Origin of the sequence: Bacillus sp. N5-665, assembly GCF_022637375.2 — a bacterium.
GTDB lineage: Bacteria > Bacillota > Bacilli > Bacillales > Bacillaceae_G > Bacillus_A > Bacillus_A wiedmannii.
Genome location: NZ_CP093325.1, coordinates 4,120,756 through 4,135,905, shown reverse-complemented (window position 1 = coordinate 4,135,905; position 15,150 = coordinate 4,120,756). Strand labels below are relative to the sequence as shown.

The following is a 15,150-nucleotide window of genomic DNA, read 5'->3' as shown; positions in this document are numbered from 1 at the left end:
GATTATAATGAAACAATCTTTATTCGGACGTGTACGCGATGCAATTTTAGCAGATTTTCATAATGTGTTAGATGAGAAAGAAAGAAAAAATCCAATGGCGATGTTAAACCAATATTTACGCGATAGTGAGCGTGAAATAACAAAAATTGAGAAGTTAATTGAGCGCCATAAAACATTAAAATCTAATTTCGCTCGTGAGCTTGAGCAAGCACGTTATTTCGTTAATAAAAGATCAAAGCAAGCGATCGTCGCTCAAGAAGCAGGTGAATTACAACTACATGAGCGTGCGTTAGAAGAAGTAGCGTATTATGAAGGGCAAGTAACTCGATTAGAAGAAATGTATGCAGGTGTTGTAGAGCAAATTGATGAGTTAGAGCGTCGTCTTACTGAGATGAAAAATAAATTAAAAGAAATGCACGCAAAACGTATGGAATTAATGGCACGTGAAAATATGGCACATGCAAATCGTCGTATGAATACAGCGATGCATAAAATGGATGAAAATAATCCGTTCTTACGCTTTGAAGAAATTGAAAATCATATTTGCGACTTAGAATCTCGTATAAATGAGGACCATGAACGTGACACATTTGATATGAAAATTGCAAAGCTTGAGCGTGAAATGAAAGAGAAGAATGATGTATCGTTAACGAAAGAGTTAACAAAATAATAGTAGTATATTATAAAACAGGCTTATGATATAGTGATAGGAGAAAAGGTGTTGGAAAGCAATGCCTTTTCTTCTATGTATATGTGACAAGAAGGGGGGAGCTGAAATGAAGAAACAATTTTCAAAAACACAATTAATGGGGATGCTCCTCATCATATTTGGATTCGGTCTTTTTCTTGATATGATACTTGGACATTTTGAACCAGGTGGTCTCATTTTTGCATTTATTATGCTTATGTTTGGAAGGCATTATCGTAAGAAGAATCGTTACGTAAGGGGAAATGTATTTTTATTTGTTGGTGGTATAGTATTTTTATTCTTCTTATTTTCATCAGCAGCATTTGTTCTTGTCGTATTTGCTTGTTTAGCTTTAATTGGTTATCAACTGATTCAACAAGGACATCAGCAAAAAGCAATAAAGGTTGAAATTAAAGAAAAAGGGATTATAGACGAAGAGAAGCAAATATATCGTACAGAACCATATTTAAAAAATATGTTTGTAGGGAATATACGAATGATGGATCATATTTATGAACTTGAGGATATTAATGTTCAATATGGTGCTTGTGATGTGGAAATAGATTTAACAACTGCTATGATTCCAGAAGGAGAAACGGTAATTGTTATCCGAGGTGTAGTTGGTAATATTCGTTTATATGTGCCATATGATATTGAACTGTCTTTAAATCATTCTGTTATTGTCGGACGTGTGCTCCTGCCAGGACATGAAGAGACAGGATTTAATCGCAATGTTACATTTAGAACAGAGCAGTATAAAGAAGCTCCTCGTCGTATTAAAATTATTTCTTCGCTTGTCGTAGGCGATACGGAAGTGAGGAAAGTATAATGAAGAAACAAAAAAATATTTCGTGGATGTATATTCGTTATTCTATGTTGTCTTCTGTTAGTATTGCACTCATTTGTACAATTGTATATGTATGGAAAAGTGAGCAACAAGTGTACGATTTATTATGGAAGGAATCCATCGCTTCTGTTCCAATTGGCTTGTTTATTATGACTACAAGTTTACTTATCGGGGGAATTGTAGGATATGCAATCGGTTACTATATAGAGCAGCGTATACAAGGATTAAATACTTTTCTATTTGAAGTGGAGCGAGGGAATTTTCCGAGCGATGTTTCGTTTACTGCAGATGATGAATTTCATGAAGTAGAACGAAAAGTAATAGGCCTTGCTCGTCGATTAGAGGAGCAAGCTGGACTCTTTCAAAAAGTAACGAATGAACGAGCTCATTGGAATGAAGAGATGAGACAAGAAGCGATATCCCAAGAAAGGCATCGATTGGCGAGAGAGCTGCATGATTCTGTAAGTCAGCAGCTTTTTGCAATGTCGATGATGATGTCGGCTATTAATGAACAAGTGGCTGAAATTCCAGAAACGACGCAAAAGCAGTTGCAGCTCGTTGAAAATATGGTTGTAAATGCACAATCAGAAATGAGAGCATTGCTTCTTCATTTACGGCCTGTACAATTAGAAGGTAAGAAACTGACACAAGGTATAGAGGAATTATTAACGGAATTATCGCGAAAGCAACATATGAAAATTGAATGGCTAATCGAGCCAATAGAATTGAAAAAAGGTGTAGAAGACCATTTATTTCGTATTGTGCAAGAAGCTTTATCCAATACTTTACGACATGCGAAAGCGAAGAAAACGGAAGTGCGTCTTCGGAAAATTGATCAATATGCAATTCTAAAAATTATTGATGATGGCGTTGGATTTGAAGTCGGAGTGAATAAGGCTGGTTCATATGGTTTAAGATCAATGCAAGAGCGTGTTCATGAAATTGGTGGGACATTAAAAGTACTTAGTTTCCCGGCTAAAGGGACGCAAATAGAAGTAAAAGTACCGATTATGATTGAGAGAGGGGGAGAATCATGATAAAAGTGTTACTTGTCGATGATCATGAAATGGTTCGAATGGGTGTATCAGCATATTTATCAACGCAGCCAGATATCGAAGTAGTTGGAGAAGCTGAAAATGGAAGAAAAGGTTCAGAGTTAGCACTGCAATTAAGACCAGATATTATTTTGATGGATCTTGTCATGGACGAGATGGATGGGGTTGAAGCAACACGTGCTATTATTCAGGAATGGCCAGAAGCGAAAATTGTAGTTGTAACGAGCTTTTTAGATGATGAGAAATTGTACCCTGTTATTGAGGCTGGAGCGACAAGCTATTTATTAAAAACATCAAGAGCAAGTGATATAGCAGACGCTGTACGAGCTACTTATGATGGAGAAACGGTATTAGAGCCAAAAGTTACTGGTAAAATGATGTCTCGTATGCGTCAGAAGAAAGAACAACCTTTGCACGAGGAGTTAACAGAAAGAGAGTCTGAAATTTTGTTATTAATTGCAGAGGGGAAAAGTAATCAAGAGATTGCAGATGAATTGTTTATTGCCCTCAAAACAGTAAAGACACATGTGAGTAATATTTTAAATAAGCTAAATGTCAGTGACCGGACACAGGCGGTTATTTATGCGTTTAGACATCAATTGACGAAATGATAAAGTGAAACTTTAATCAGTGGGGGGCTATCCCACTGATTATTAGTTTACGCCAAATCTTTTTATTGACGTTAATAAATGTAAGCGTTATCATTAAGTTGTTAACAGTACATACAAAGGGGAGAGAGTGTATGTTAGTTCAAACGATATTTGGCATGGATAAGTCTAAAAAATTAGGGGATTATGTGAACGCATTACAAGCGCTTTGTGAACAATATAATGTTGAAACAGATAAAATTGCAATTGTTGAGGCGACAGAAGAGTACTATTTATTTTTAGTAAAGCAAGAAGATTGCTACGATGTTGTCAAAGTAGAAACAGTGGATACAAATATCGAATATTATACGAAAGCGTATAAAATAAGCAGTTTTAATCATACTGCTTATCAAAAGTAAAAAACTCCCTTTCGGGAGTTTTTTAGGATGCTTTTACTTCGCGGGAATCGGTTATTAAGGGAACTTTTTTCGCACCGCTTAACTTAGCGATTGTAAGCCCGATAATAGCCCCGGCTAATGCTGGTATTAGCCAGCCAATTCCTTCATTATATAAAGGGATAAATTCAAAATATGTTGTGATAAATGAAACTGAAATGCCACCTTGTTTTAATCCGTCAAATACGCTTACGATTGCAGCTCCAATTAAAGCACCTACATAAACAGAGCGATATCCACCGAAATATTTATGAAGTAACGATAGTAGAACGAGTACAATTGCAACTGGATATACAACAAGTAGAATTGGAACAGAGATGGCAATAATTTTCGTTAAACCTAAGTTGGCAACTAATAATCCTAACGCACAAATGATAATCGCGAACATTTTGTATGAAAATTTAGTCAATAATGTTGAGAAATATTGACTACACGCAGATACAAGTCCAACACAAGTCGTTAGACAAGCGAGTGTAACGATTAGAGATAATAGAAGTAAACCGTATGGACCGAATAATTGCTGTACGATAACAGTAAGTAATTGTCCGCCATTTTGTGCATATCCGAGCGAGACGCTAGTTGCACCGAGCCAGCCAAGTGCGCCATATACAAGTACGAGACCAGTAGCGGCAATAAGTCCTGCTTTCGCTGTTGCGATAGCAATGGATTTACGATCACTCATACCTTTAGAGCGAATGGCATTTACAACGATAATTCCAAATGCAAGCGCAGAAATGGTATCCATCGTTAAGTATCCTTCCATAAAGCCTTTGAAGATTGGAGAAGTTTGATACTCTTGCATTGCTGGTCCTGATTGCCCGAGTGGTGTAAATACACTTTTAACAAATAGTAAGAAAATAGAGAGTAATAAAATAGGTGTTAAAATATTTCCGATGCGATCGACAAGTTTAGATGGATTTAAACTAAGCCAAAATACGATAGCGAAGAAGATGACCGTGTATAAAAATAGAGCTAGGTTACTAGAGCGAATTGTTTCCGGTAAGAAAGAACTAACACCCATTTCATAAGCGACATTTGCAACGCGTGGAATTCCCATAGAAGGACCGATTGCGATGTATACAACTACAGTAAAGAAAATTCCGAATAATGGGTGAACATGACTTGCGAGTTGTTGCATGCCGTTTCCTGATAAAGAAATTGCAATAACAGTTAATAATGGTAAACCGACTCCTGTTAGTAAAAATCCAATCATTGCCGGCCAAAAGTTTTCACCTGCATTTTGTCCAAGCATGGGAGGGAAAATTAAATTACCTGCCCCAAAAAATAAAGAAAATAGCATAAGACCCGTGAAAAAAATATGTTTTTTTGATACAGTGTTCATTGTTTTTCCTCCTTTTTTAAATTCATTTGTAAGAACACAAAAAACTCGTCCCTAAAGAAAGGGACGAGTTATATTTACCCGCGATACCACCCTAATTTATACATGTAGAAATTAGTCTATATGTATACGGCTTTACAACGTACAACATGATACGTGTTCCTTGTAACGGGGGACAGCCGGTAAGAACTTACTGTAACATTCGGTTCTACTTCTCGGAGATGATTTTCGGCTACGCACTGAACGTTGGCTTTCAGCAAATCGCCAACTCTCTGGGGGACAGTCCTATAACGTACTCGTTCTCGTCAATGAATTTTTATTCAAGTATTCTGACAGTATTGTCACATGTTTTTTTTTGAAAGTCAACATTTTTTTGAAAGGTATATTTATATATGGAAATATCGAATGTGATATTCGTTGTTGTAAAGGGAATGGTGAATTGTAAAACGGGAGTAAAAATTTGTAGAGAATTGTAAAACTTATAGAGAAAGTTGATATTTATAGGAGTAAAGAAGGTATTGTTTGAATTTACAGAGAATAATACAACAATCCACTTGCTGGAAAGAACAAACCAAAAGAGGTGACTGGAATGCTTGCGATGGGAGTATTATTTGGCATTATTGCTATAATTGGTTTTATGTGGTTATATTATTCGCGTTCGTTTAAACAAGCAGAAGTTTTACTCTTTCAAAAAGGTAGTTTGTTGACAAATCAGTCTAGATATTTAGTATGTCCGAAGTGTGGAAGTGCACAGGCCAGAAGTGGAGGATATCAAGAGTGTTGCAAAATTAGATTATGAAAGAAGGAAGCCTCACATTATGTTGTGAGGCTTCCTTCCTTACAATTTCATGGCGCTCCAAATTGTCCACCGATCTCTTTCGATAATAGGAGAGATGCTTTGTAATGCGGTCTGGACCTGTTGTAGAAGTTGAGAAAGTTCATGATCTGTTAATTCATATAGAATGGATCGACCTGTTCGAGGTGATAAATCTTGTAGCAATGCTTCTACAGAATCATGTATTTTTCGTACTTCCCATTGTGTTTGAGAGGGGAACACATGAAGAAAATGTTTTTGTAATTCTTGCTGTATCGTGGTGGTTTTTGGCCGCCTTTTTGATTCTATTTCAATGAGTTTTGGAAAGGTAGAGAAAAAATATCCACGAATGTGTTCGGGGCTTCCAGGAATTGTACAATCTTCAATAGTTCGGTCTTGTACAATAAGTACACCGTTTTTCTTTAATATACGAGAAGCTTCACGTAGAAATGTAGGAATGTCTTGTAAATGATGAATCACTGCGCGCGAAATAACAATGTCAAATGTATCATTAGGATATGGGACGCTATGTGCATCGCCTTGAATGAATGAAATATTTGGAAATCCGTTACAATTTTCTTTTGCAGCTTGTAATATTTCTTTTGAAAAATCAAGTCCAATGACATTTTTGGCCCCCATAAGAGCAAGTTCTTTCGTATAAATCCCGCCACCACAGCCGATATCAATTATTTGCTTGTTTTGTATATTTGTAATACTTTTTATCATTTCTCCCCAAGAAATATGGGCGTTTCGCTGTGCGTATGTGTATTTATTATTTGCATCGTGAAAATTAATGGACATGAAAAAGACCTCCTTTCAATACTTAGTATAGCGTATTTTATAGTGTGTCACGTTTTTGTTTTTTATATGAAGAGTATAAGAATTTCTTATTGTAAAAGGAGGATTAAGTTGAAAAGGAAATATGTATTGTTGTTATTTGCTATGTTACTAGCATCTTGTGGTCAAGTAGAGCAAAAAAAAGAAACAAAAAAAGTGGAAGAGGCGGTGAATGAAGTGAAAGAAACAGTAGGGGTAACCGTTATACAAAAAAAACATAAAGAGAAAAAGTTACAGGAATCAGAAGCTAAGTTAGTAATAGACATTATAGATAAAGCGGAAAAACAAGAAGTAACAGGTAGTTTTGGTGAACCGGAATATGAAATACAAATTAATAGGGATGGAAAAAAAGAAACATATTATGCATGGCTAAGAGGAGAAGACAGACGAGGATGGGTACAATATAAGAAAGCTATGTATATGCTGAATAAAAAAGATACGGAAAAGCTTTTGGCTATATTTCCAAATGTTTCAGAACAAAAAGAAGATGAGATGCAGGTAGGTCCTTTAACGGAAGTAACAAAAAAAGATTTGCAGATTACTGCGTTTCATATTAAAGCAGGCGATCAAAAAGTGAATTATATGGTGCGGTATACGATTTCACAATCATTATACAACAAGTTAGAGAAGGAACAAGAATATTATTTACAAGTCGTTTTCCCAGAAAAAGTTCAAAAATTAATTGGAGCAAAAGAAAGTGAAAAAATTTCAGGTGAAAAGGTAAAGGAAGGGTATAAACAATATGAATTACAGGCTACTGTGCAGGTAAAAGATGCTTCAGAATCACAATTAAAGTCATTAGAGACATATTATGAAAATTATGATTTGAAAATATTAAATAGTAAAAAAGAAAAAATAGGTGTTTTTCAAAATATCATTCAAATTGTTAAAGAGTATGGTGAAAAAATGAATTTACAAAGATAAAGTGAAACTTTAATTAGTCCTTACGGATCGGGATGAATGTAAAGTCTATATGACCTTTCCTAGGAAATGATAATAGAGAGGGGGAAAATCCCCCTCTCTATTACTTTGCTTTTGCAGATGGCTCATTCATTGATTTTCGTGTAATAAGAAAAGAAATCATAAGAGCGGAAAGGATGACAAGGGCAATAAATACGTGATTGGGCAACAAATCTAATAATAATACGTAACTAACGGTATAAAAAATAAGAGTTGAAGCTAAAAACGATAGAGCGCCTATTATGAGAGATTGTAAATTCATTTGCAAACACCTCCTTATATTTATATTTTTGGCTAAAAATGGATTAAATAAACATTATTTCTAACGATAGAAAAAAATATGTCATAATAGAGAAAAAATAGTTTTGATGAATGAATAGGATTCATTAATGAGAGATAAAGGAGAGGAATATGAAAAATAATAAAAAAGGATTATGGGGAATTATTGTTGCAATAGGGCTATTTTTACTTTCTAAGTTAAAGTGGGTATTTGCAATTTTTAAACTAGCAAAGTTTTCAACGGTATTTAGTATGTTTCTATCACTTGGTGCATACGCGGTTATATATGGTTGGAAATTTGGGGTAGCGCTCATTTATTTATTGTTTATTCATGAAATGGGCCATTTATGGGCTGCGAAAAGAAAAGGTATACCAACATCGCCAGCAATATTTATTCCGTTTATGGGTGCTCTTATTGGGATGAAAGAGATGCCAAAAAATGCAAAAGATGAAGCTTATATCGCCTATATGGGACCTCTTTTCGGATTGTTGTCATTTTTACCTGCGATTCCACTTTATATAATGACGAAAGAGCCATTTTGGGCATTAATTATTTTACTTGGAAGTATGATTAACTTCTTTAACTTGATTCCGGTTTCTCCATTAGATGGTGGACGAATTATCTCAGTTGTAAGTACAAAGATTTGGGGAGCGGGCCTTATTGTATTGCTCGGTTATTCCATTTACTTTAAAAGTATTTTGGGAGGATTTATTTTTATTATCGGCTGTATGGAATTATATAGAGTAATAAAGAGAGATGAGCCAATTAAGGAATTAGGATATAGAATTGATGGAATGAAAGAATATGTTGCAAGGCTTGAAGAGGAGTTAAAAGAAACAGGTGCGGTGCATCGAAATATATATATGATGCAACATGAAATAAATATATTAAGGCAAAAAGAAAGAGAGAAAGAATTAAAAGTAGGAGAACTTCAAAAGATTGAAGTGTTAGAGCATCTTTTACCAAAGTTTGAGCCGCTTGATTACGTTCCATATGAAGATGAAAAAGAAACACATACAATTCATATAAGAGAAGCATTTGAAATGTCAGAAAGAAAATTACAGGAATGGGAGAAAGAAAAGAGACAACAGGAAAACTATTATAAAGTTGATATGAAAACGAAATGGACAGTCTTTGCTTGTTATATCGGATTAATGGCTATACTCGGTTACACAGCTTATGAAGGATACATTGTTTTACAAGAACATTTACCAACGAGAAATGTATAGAAAAATATTGTCGAAATGATAGGAAGGGTTTATCCCTTTCGGCAAGAAGACTTCATCTGATTTGTGTTACGAGTGAAACCCAACAATACAGGTGGAGATGAATTGCCGTCAGAAGGTAGACCAAACACTTTTGTTTGGTTCATAACAATTTTCCCGGGGCGAATATTTGTTTCTTTTTGTCTTACAATATAATCTGCCCTTAGATAAGGAGGGAATATATCGTAAGACAACGAAATTGGATAATAATAATCATTTGGTTATTTGATTCAAAAGTAATTAACAATTACAAAAATATTTCTTTCCTAAGATAAAACATGATCTTAGGAAAGGAATAATTTTAATGAACTCTCTAAGAAAGGTGGTGAAAACAATGGCTAGAAAGAAAGCAGTGAAAGTATTGCGCAAACAAAAGAAAAGAGAAAACATGCAACGATTCACGCAGAAACAGAATATCGGACGAGCGTGCCTTACTGCAAAAGAATTTCGCTTACTGCAACGCATGTCACATAGTTCAAAAGCATTGCGAAATGTTGGATTGTACACGATGAAACAAAGTTACTTGAACAATAACAAAATGGCTACTGTAAAAGAAGTGGACACTGCCATGCAAGCCGATATGAACTACTCGGGCATGCAATCAAACTCTGTTCAAGCGATTCGTAGAGCCTTATTTACAGAAGTGAAGAGCTTTTTTAAAGCATGGGAACAGTGGAAGAAAAATCCTGAGAAGTTCACAGGTCGTCCTAAGTTTCCGAATTATTCTCGTTCAACTGACAAACGAATCATTGAAATCTATCAAGTTCCAAAAGTGGATGATAACGGGTTTTGGATGATTCCGATGAATGTAGCATTCAGAAAAAAATTCCGTTCCATTAAAATACGTATGCCTAAAAACTTAAGAAATAAAAAAATTTCCTACATTGAGATTGTACCAAAGCAAAAAGGTCGGTTCTTTGAGGTGCATTACACATATGAAATGCACGTTTCTCAAATGAAGAAGCCATCCACGACTACTAGTAACGCTTTGAGTTGCGATTTAGGTGTAGACAGATTAGTAAGTTGTGTAATAAATACGGGTGATACATTCTTAATTGATGGAAAAAAATTAAAATCCATAAACCAATACTTCAACAAAATGATACGTAATCTGCAACTGAAAAATATGGACAATGGACTTTCAAAACGTGTTGTAACGAATAGAATGGCTGCACTTTGGCATAAACGGGAACGACAAATAAACGGTTACATTTCACAAACGGTAGGTTTGTTGTTTAAAAAAGTGAAAGCATTCGGCATAGATACGGTTGTCGTAGGGTATAACGCTGGCTGGAAACAAAAATCAGATATGGGAAAAAAGAATAATCAAACATTTGTTCAAATCCCATTTCATAAACTGATGGCAGCGATTGAGAATAAGTGTGTAAAAGAAGGTATACGATTTTTAAAACAAGAAGAAAGCTATACTTCAAAAGCTAGTTTTCTTGATAAAGATCCGGTTCCAGTTTGGTCTGAGGATGATAGGATTCATTATCGCTTTAGTGGCAAACGAATCACTCGTGGTCTGTATCAAAGTAAAGCAGGAACATGTATCCATGCTGATATTAATGGTGCGCTGAATACATTGCAAAAATCAAGAGTTGTACAATTGGATGACACTCTCAAAGTGAAAACGCCGATTCTATTAGAAGTGCAAAAACGTAAGGCTGTTGCTTCGCGCATAGCTTAGTGGGTGCGTCAACCATCCATGTGTACTCGACTTGTCGGGGCTTGTAGCACACGCCGGATTCATCTGAGTGGTGGCTTCTTTCACAAGGAAGAACTGCTCTTTTTCGAAAGGGTGGTGCAAGTGGGAAAACAATAGTTCATTGCCAGTACCAACCAAAAACATACTTGGGGTGTTACCGTAGGGTGGCATGAATGCTAGAGCGTCAAACTGTCTGAAAAGACCTAGATTTCTAACTCAAGCCCCCACTGAAACGTGTCAACTCAGTGGGGGTAGTTGACAAAGGAATTATACTTCTACGAGAGAATGTTACAAGTATAGTCATACATTGTAATATTTTTAGTAGAGAAGGAGTTCTGTATATGAAGAAATTGTTAATTGTATTCGGGATTATTATCGTAATGATCATTGCGAGCTATAGTCTTATGAAATTGCTATTACATTATGCGAATAAGCCTGCTGAGGTAAGTACAATAGCCCAAATAGAAGATGTGCAAGAAGAGACAAAAGTGCTAGATTTTATTCGTATGACGCATGAAAGTTATAATAATTTCTTAAATTACGGTAAAGCAGAGAATTATACAGAAGGGGACTGGAACCAATTTAAACAATGGTTTCAACAACAAGAATCGTCTTTAAAAAATATACATACAGAAATAAAGAATGAAAAAATAAAACGTGATGTAAATAGAAGCTATGAAATTGTAAAAAAAGGTGTGGAACTTCAAAATATTGAGTATGTAGTTTATGCACATCGTATATACCATGACTTAGATATTATTGTAAATAAATATAGAGGTGAAACGAACATCTGGGGGTATACAGAGTTTGGAGATGGGAAAGATATAAGGGTAATTGAACAAGCTATACAGTCCAAATAATAAGTTAGCTAGAATTCTAGTTGGCTTATTTTCTTTTGTAAGTGCAATGTTCATATATTATTCACAAAAACACCGTGTTAATAGTGATTAAAATCACAATATGTACTATACAATTCAGTTAAACTAAAAACAGTTAAGGAAATAGAGGAGTGGGATACAATGTTAAGTGCAAAAACAATTGAAATCGTAAAGTCAACAGTACCATTATTACAAGAAAAAGGCGTTGAAATTACAACGAGATTTTATCAAATTTTATTTTCGGAACATCCGGAGTTATTGAATATTTTCAACCATACAAATCAGAAAAAGGGAAGACAACAACAAGCGCTAGCGAATGCTGTTTATGCAGCTGCAACGTATATTGATAATTTAGAAGCTATTATTCCAGTTGTAAAACAAATTGGTCATAAGCATAGAAGTTTAGGTATTAAAGCAGAGCATTACCCAATTGTAGGTACATGTTTACTACGTGCAATTAAAGAGGTCGCAGGTGCACCTGATGAAGTTTTAAATGCATGGGGCGAAGCTTATGGTGTCATTGCTGATGCATTCATTAGCATTGAAGCAGAGATGTATGAAGAAGCGGCACATAAAGAAGGTGGATGGAAAGATTTCCGTAACTTTGTGGTTGTTAAAAAAGTGAAGGAAAGCGACGTTATTACATCATTTTATTTAAAACCTGAGGATGGAGGGCAAGTTTCTTCATTCATCCCAGGACAATATGTAACGATTCAAATAAACATAGAAGGTGAAACGTATACACATAATCGTCAATATAGTTTATCAGATGCTCCTGGAAAAGAATATTATCGTATTAGTGTAAAGAAAGAAAAAGGTGTAGATACACCGGACGGTAAAGTATCTAACTACTTACACGATCATGTAGAAGAAGGGGATATGTTACCGGTAAGTGCACCAGCAGGAGATTTCGTATTAAATATGGATTCAACATTACCAGTTGTGCTAATTAGTGGTGGAGTAGGTATTACACCAATGATGAGTATGCTAAATACGTTAATTGAAAAAAACTCAAAACGTAATGTATGTTTTGTTCATGCAGCGATAAATAGTAATACACATGCAATGAAAGAACACGTTGAGGCAGTAGATAATGAATACGAACAAGTTAAAGCATACACTTGCTATTCTGCACCAACTGAAAAAGACTTGGAAATGAAGAACTTTGATAAAGAAGGTTTCATTGAAGCTGAATGGTTACAAACTATCATTCCGACAACTGAAGCAGAATTTTATTTCTGTGGTCCAGTACCATTTATGAAACATATAAATGCTGCACTAACTGATTTAGGTGTGAAACAAGAGCATATTTATTATGAATTTTTCGGTCCAGCAGCAAGCTTACAATAGAATGGATTTGAATAAGCGAAAAAACGAGGTATTATTTTACCTCGTTTTTTATTTGTTCTCTTAACAGCCGATTTACTGTTTCACGGCGTATACCTATGAGTTGACCGATTTCAGTTTGTGTTAATATTTCATATATAGGAATGTCACCTAAATATAGTGTGAACCATTCTTGTAAACGATGTAGACGTTCTTTCGGAGAGACGGTTGTCAATTGATCGATACGCTGTTGCATCATTCTTAATTTTGATTGTAGTTGCATAGCGATATTCGCATATGATGCAGGATTTGCCTGAAGTTGATCGTACCATTCATTACTAATTATAGGTTCAACTTCTGTTTTCATTAAAGCGATTGCTGTACCGTGATATTCCTTCGGTGAAATTAAAGAATGGTGAGGTATCGTTTCACCTGGAACGATAATGTTGAATAGAAATGGTGTTCCATCTTCTTCTATCCGTACTACTTTTAATAAACCTGTTTTTATAAAATATAAAGGACCGTCCTCGCCTTGACGGAATAGTACATCTCCTTTGTGTAGAATCAATGTTAGCCCCCCATTTAAACATTTCTATTTCTTCTATTTTAGCGTATATGTATAAAGACAATATGCTATTTAAACAGCAATTTCATTGACGAAATATATGCTATTACAGTAGTATACTATTTAGTGTGTAATAGTACTAGCAATGAATACGCTGTAGGGGGTTTAGTATATTGTTAGATGCGATAAAAATGACGGATATGAGAATTCCGGCGAATGCTATCATTCATGTAGAAGAGATGAAAGGTGGAGTCGTGTTATCCGTTGAAGTAGACGGCCAAATTATTTATACGATGGCTTATGATGAAGAAACAGATAGTTATGCTGAATTATATGATCGAAATGATAAGAGGGCGTGCCAAGTACATGAGGATTTTATGGGATGGTCACTTCTTCACTAAAAAAGATGTCAATATGACATCTTTTTTTATTAAAACGATAGAATATACAAAGAAATGAAATATAAGGATAAAATTTGTAATAAATGATTTTGCATTGTTAGCACTTTGTAACTGCAAGTGAATTATTTTTTCGCTATCATAAAGATAACAGTCGCAGTTATAGGAGTGGTCAACTTGAAGAAAGTACATATTTCCAATTATATGTTATTATGTGTTTGTTTAATTTTATTTGTTCTCTTAGGAGGATTTTTATATTCATGTGTATAAGAAAAACGCATTCTAAAAAGAACGCGTTATAAAAAAGAAGTGATGATTAATCTAGTTCCGAGAATAATTAATGTGATACGTAATAAATTAATTACGGCATTACCACTTAATTTTGTATTAATATAAGCCCCGATTTTTCCGCCAATCCATGCACCAGGAATAAGAATTAATGCGTAAACCCAGCTGACATTTCCAAGGGAGATGTGAGTTGCAGAACTTACAATTGCTGATAAAAATACGATAAACATCGAAGTTGCTACAGCAATATGTGCTGGGAATGCAAAAAGTAGCATCATTGCTGGAACAAGTAAGGCACCGCCGCCAATTCCAAATAACCCAGATATAAAACCAACTATAAAGGCGATAAAGATAGCGAGAAGCGGTGGAAATTGATAGTGTACAGTGTTTCCTTCGTTATCTGTAAAAGAACGCTTAATTACCGTCATATTTGATAAAGAAAGGGGGTTTAATTTGTCTCGTAACATAAGAAGAATGGAGACAAAAATAAGGAAAATCCCAAAATATAAAGAAAATGTATCTTGGTTTAAAAATTTGTTTGCCCATGAGCCGATGATACCACCAGGGCCACTCCCGATAAATAAAATAAGTCCACTTTTGTAATCTACTCGTTTATGCTTCATATAAGTAAGGGTGGAAGATAGTCCTGTAAAAACGACTGTTACCATTGAAGTTCCTACTGCAAGTTGTGGTGATAGACTGTGTAATCCGATTAATAACGGAACAATAATAATTCCGCCACCAAGCCCGACTAGACTCCCGACTGTCCCGGCGATTAATCCGATGAAAAGTAACATGATGTATTCCAAAATTTCCAACTCCTCTATATAACTTATCCACCAATTATTATACACGCTTTT

17 protein-coding genes and 1 other annotated feature are annotated in these 15,150 nt (G+C 35.0%); of the genes, 12 read left to right on the top strand and 5 right to left on the bottom strand.

Annotation, left to right across the window (positions count from 1 at the left end; translation table 11 throughout):
- Positions 1-7: 7 nt before the first annotated feature.
- From MNO09_RS23760 to MNO09_RS23740, 5 genes are all read left to right on the top strand, one after another.
- Positions 8-670, top strand: a complete 663-nt coding sequence (locus MNO09_RS23760; RefSeq protein ID WP_000814152.1) for a PspA/IM30 family protein — start codon at positions 8-10, stop codon at positions 668-670.
- A 106-nt stretch (positions 671-776) separates the two neighbouring features.
- A complete protein-coding gene (liaF, locus tag MNO09_RS23755; protein ID WP_000743886.1) occupies positions 777-1,517 on the top strand; it encodes a cell wall-active antibiotics response protein LiaF in 741 nt (246 codons plus the stop codon).
- Positions 1,517-2,572: a sensor histidine kinase gene (locus MNO09_RS23750; protein WP_000744324.1), complete on the top strand. Its 1,056-nt coding sequence runs from the start codon at positions 1,517-1,519 to the stop codon at positions 2,570-2,572. Before liaF ends, MNO09_RS23750 begins: the two co-directional genes overlap by 1 nt.
- Entirely contained in the window at positions 2,569-3,201 is a 633-nt protein-coding gene (locus tag MNO09_RS23745; protein WP_000598709.1) for a response regulator, read from the top strand. Before MNO09_RS23750 ends, MNO09_RS23745 begins: the two co-directional genes overlap by 4 nt.
- Positions 3,202-3,299: 98 nt before the next feature.
- Positions 3,300-3,596 (top strand): DUF3922 domain-containing protein, encoded by a 297-nt coding sequence (locus tag MNO09_RS23740; protein ID WP_116329309.1) that lies wholly within the window; start codon positions 3,300-3,302, stop codon positions 3,594-3,596.
- A gap of 22 nt (positions 3,597-3,618) precedes the next feature.
- On the opposite strand, the gene brnQ3 is transcribed toward MNO09_RS23740, so the two are convergent.
- Positions 3,619-4,974: a branched-chain amino acid transport system II carrier protein BrnQ3 gene (brnQ3, locus tag MNO09_RS23735; protein ID WP_001099148.1), complete on the bottom strand. Its 1,356-nt coding sequence runs from the start codon at positions 4,972-4,974 to the stop codon at positions 3,619-3,621.
- Between the two features lie 56 nt (positions 4,975-5,030).
- Positions 5,031-5,289: a binding site (T-box leader), on the bottom strand.
- Positions 5,290-5,560: 271 nt separating this feature from the next.
- On the opposite strand from brnQ3, the gene MNO09_RS23730 reads away from it, so the two are divergent.
- Positions 5,561-5,770: a hypothetical protein gene (locus MNO09_RS23730; protein WP_000880630.1), complete on the top strand. Its 210-nt coding sequence runs from the start codon at positions 5,561-5,563 to the stop codon at positions 5,768-5,770.
- Between the two features lie 39 nt (positions 5,771-5,809).
- On the opposite strand, the gene MNO09_RS23725 is transcribed toward MNO09_RS23730, so the two are convergent.
- Complete coding sequence (locus MNO09_RS23725; RefSeq protein ID WP_000026252.1) at positions 5,810-6,586, bottom strand: class I SAM-dependent methyltransferase; 777 nt, start codon at positions 6,584-6,586, stop codon at positions 5,810-5,812.
- Positions 6,587-6,694: 108 nt separating this feature from the next.
- Here MNO09_RS23725 and MNO09_RS23720 point away from each other — a divergent pair, with 108 nt between their 5' ends.
- On the top strand, positions 6,695-7,546 hold the full coding sequence (locus MNO09_RS23720) for a YhfM domain-containing protein (protein ID WP_000824711.1): 852 nt from the start codon (positions 6,695-6,697) through the stop codon (positions 7,544-7,546).
- Positions 7,547-7,646: 100 nt separating this feature from the next.
- Here the strand turns inward: MNO09_RS23720 and MNO09_RS23715 are convergent, their stop codons facing one another.
- Entirely contained in the window at positions 7,647-7,844 is a 198-nt protein-coding gene (locus MNO09_RS23715; RefSeq protein WP_001053356.1) for a hypothetical protein, read from the bottom strand.
- A 149-nt stretch (positions 7,845-7,993) separates the two neighbouring features.
- On the opposite strand from MNO09_RS23715, the gene MNO09_RS23710 reads away from it, so the two are divergent.
- The 4 genes from MNO09_RS23710 to hmpA all read left to right on the top strand — a co-directional run bounded on the left by MNO09_RS23710 (position 7,994) and on the right by hmpA (position 13,063).
- Complete coding sequence (locus MNO09_RS23710) at positions 7,994-9,091, top strand: site-2 protease family protein (RefSeq protein WP_000794476.1); 1,098 nt, start codon at positions 7,994-7,996, stop codon at positions 9,089-9,091.
- Positions 9,092-9,461: 370 nt separating this feature from the next.
- Positions 9,462-10,817, top strand: a complete 1,356-nt coding sequence (locus MNO09_RS23705; RefSeq protein ID WP_000101444.1) for an RNA-guided endonuclease TnpB family protein — start codon at positions 9,462-9,464, stop codon at positions 10,815-10,817.
- Between the two features lie 359 nt (positions 10,818-11,176).
- Positions 11,177-11,695, top strand: coding sequence for a hypothetical protein (locus MNO09_RS23700; RefSeq protein ID WP_000734813.1), 519 nt, complete (start codon positions 11,177-11,179; stop codon positions 11,693-11,695).
- Positions 11,696-11,854: 159 nt separating this feature from the next.
- A complete protein-coding gene (gene hmpA, locus MNO09_RS23695; protein ID WP_000947341.1) occupies positions 11,855-13,063 on the top strand; it encodes an NO-inducible flavohemoprotein in 1,209 nt (402 codons plus the stop codon).
- A gap of 31 nt (positions 13,064-13,094) precedes the next feature.
- On the opposite strand, the gene MNO09_RS23690 is transcribed toward hmpA, so the two are convergent.
- Complete coding sequence (locus MNO09_RS23690; protein ID WP_000600574.1) at positions 13,095-13,607, bottom strand: Crp/Fnr family transcriptional regulator; 513 nt, start codon at positions 13,605-13,607, stop codon at positions 13,095-13,097.
- 170 nt (positions 13,608-13,777) lie between these two features.
- Between MNO09_RS23690 and MNO09_RS23685 the strand changes: the two genes are divergently transcribed.
- Positions 13,778-14,005, top strand: a complete 228-nt coding sequence (locus tag MNO09_RS23685) for a hypothetical protein (RefSeq protein ID WP_000882907.1) — start codon at positions 13,778-13,780, stop codon at positions 14,003-14,005.
- Positions 14,006-14,298: 293 nt separating this feature from the next.
- Here MNO09_RS23685 and MNO09_RS23680 read toward each other — a convergent pair whose 3' ends face one another.
- A complete protein-coding gene (locus MNO09_RS23680) occupies positions 14,299-15,099 on the bottom strand; it encodes a sulfite exporter TauE/SafE family protein (protein WP_000455764.1) in 801 nt (266 codons plus the stop codon).
- Between the last annotated feature and the right edge of the window lie 51 nt (positions 15,100-15,150).

What these genes read in the sequence shown, in the direction of transcription:
- MNO09_RS23725 (WP_000026252.1), bottom strand. Translation starts at nt 6,586, where the DNA reads ATGTCCATTAATTTTCACGATGCAAATAATAAATACACATACGCACAG.
- MNO09_RS23710 (WP_000794476.1), top strand. Translation starts at nt 7,994, where the DNA reads ATGAAAAATAATAAAAAAGGATTATGGGGAATTATTGTTGCAATAGGG.
- MNO09_RS23730 (WP_000880630.1), top strand. Translation starts at nt 5,561, where the DNA reads ATGCTTGCGATGGGAGTATTATTTGGCATTATTGCTATAATTGGTTTT.
- hmpA (WP_000947341.1), top strand. Translation starts at nt 11,855, where the DNA reads ATGTTAAGTGCAAAAACAATTGAAATCGTAAAGTCAACAGTACCATTA.
- MNO09_RS23750 (WP_000744324.1), top strand. Translation starts at nt 1,517, where the DNA reads ATGAAGAAACAAAAAAATATTTCGTGGATGTATATTCGTTATTCTATG.
- MNO09_RS23760 (WP_000814152.1), top strand. Translation starts at nt 8, where the DNA reads ATGAAACAATCTTTATTCGGACGTGTACGCGATGCAATTTTAGCAGAT.
- MNO09_RS23705 (WP_000101444.1), top strand. Translation starts at nt 9,462, where the DNA reads ATGGCTAGAAAGAAAGCAGTGAAAGTATTGCGCAAACAAAAGAAAAGA.
- brnQ3 (WP_001099148.1), bottom strand. Translation starts at nt 4,974, where the DNA reads ATGAACACTGTATCAAAAAAACATATTTTTTTCACGGGTCTTATGCTA.
- MNO09_RS23715 (WP_001053356.1), bottom strand. Translation starts at nt 7,844, where the DNA reads ATGAATTTACAATCTCTCATAATAGGCGCTCTATCGTTTTTAGCTTCA.
- MNO09_RS23700 (WP_000734813.1), top strand. Translation starts at nt 11,177, where the DNA reads ATGAAGAAATTGTTAATTGTATTCGGGATTATTATCGTAATGATCATT.
- liaF (WP_000743886.1), top strand. Translation starts at nt 777, where the DNA reads ATGAAGAAACAATTTTCAAAAACACAATTAATGGGGATGCTCCTCATC.
- MNO09_RS23745 (WP_000598709.1), top strand. Translation starts at nt 2,569, where the DNA reads ATGATAAAAGTGTTACTTGTCGATGATCATGAAATGGTTCGAATGGGT.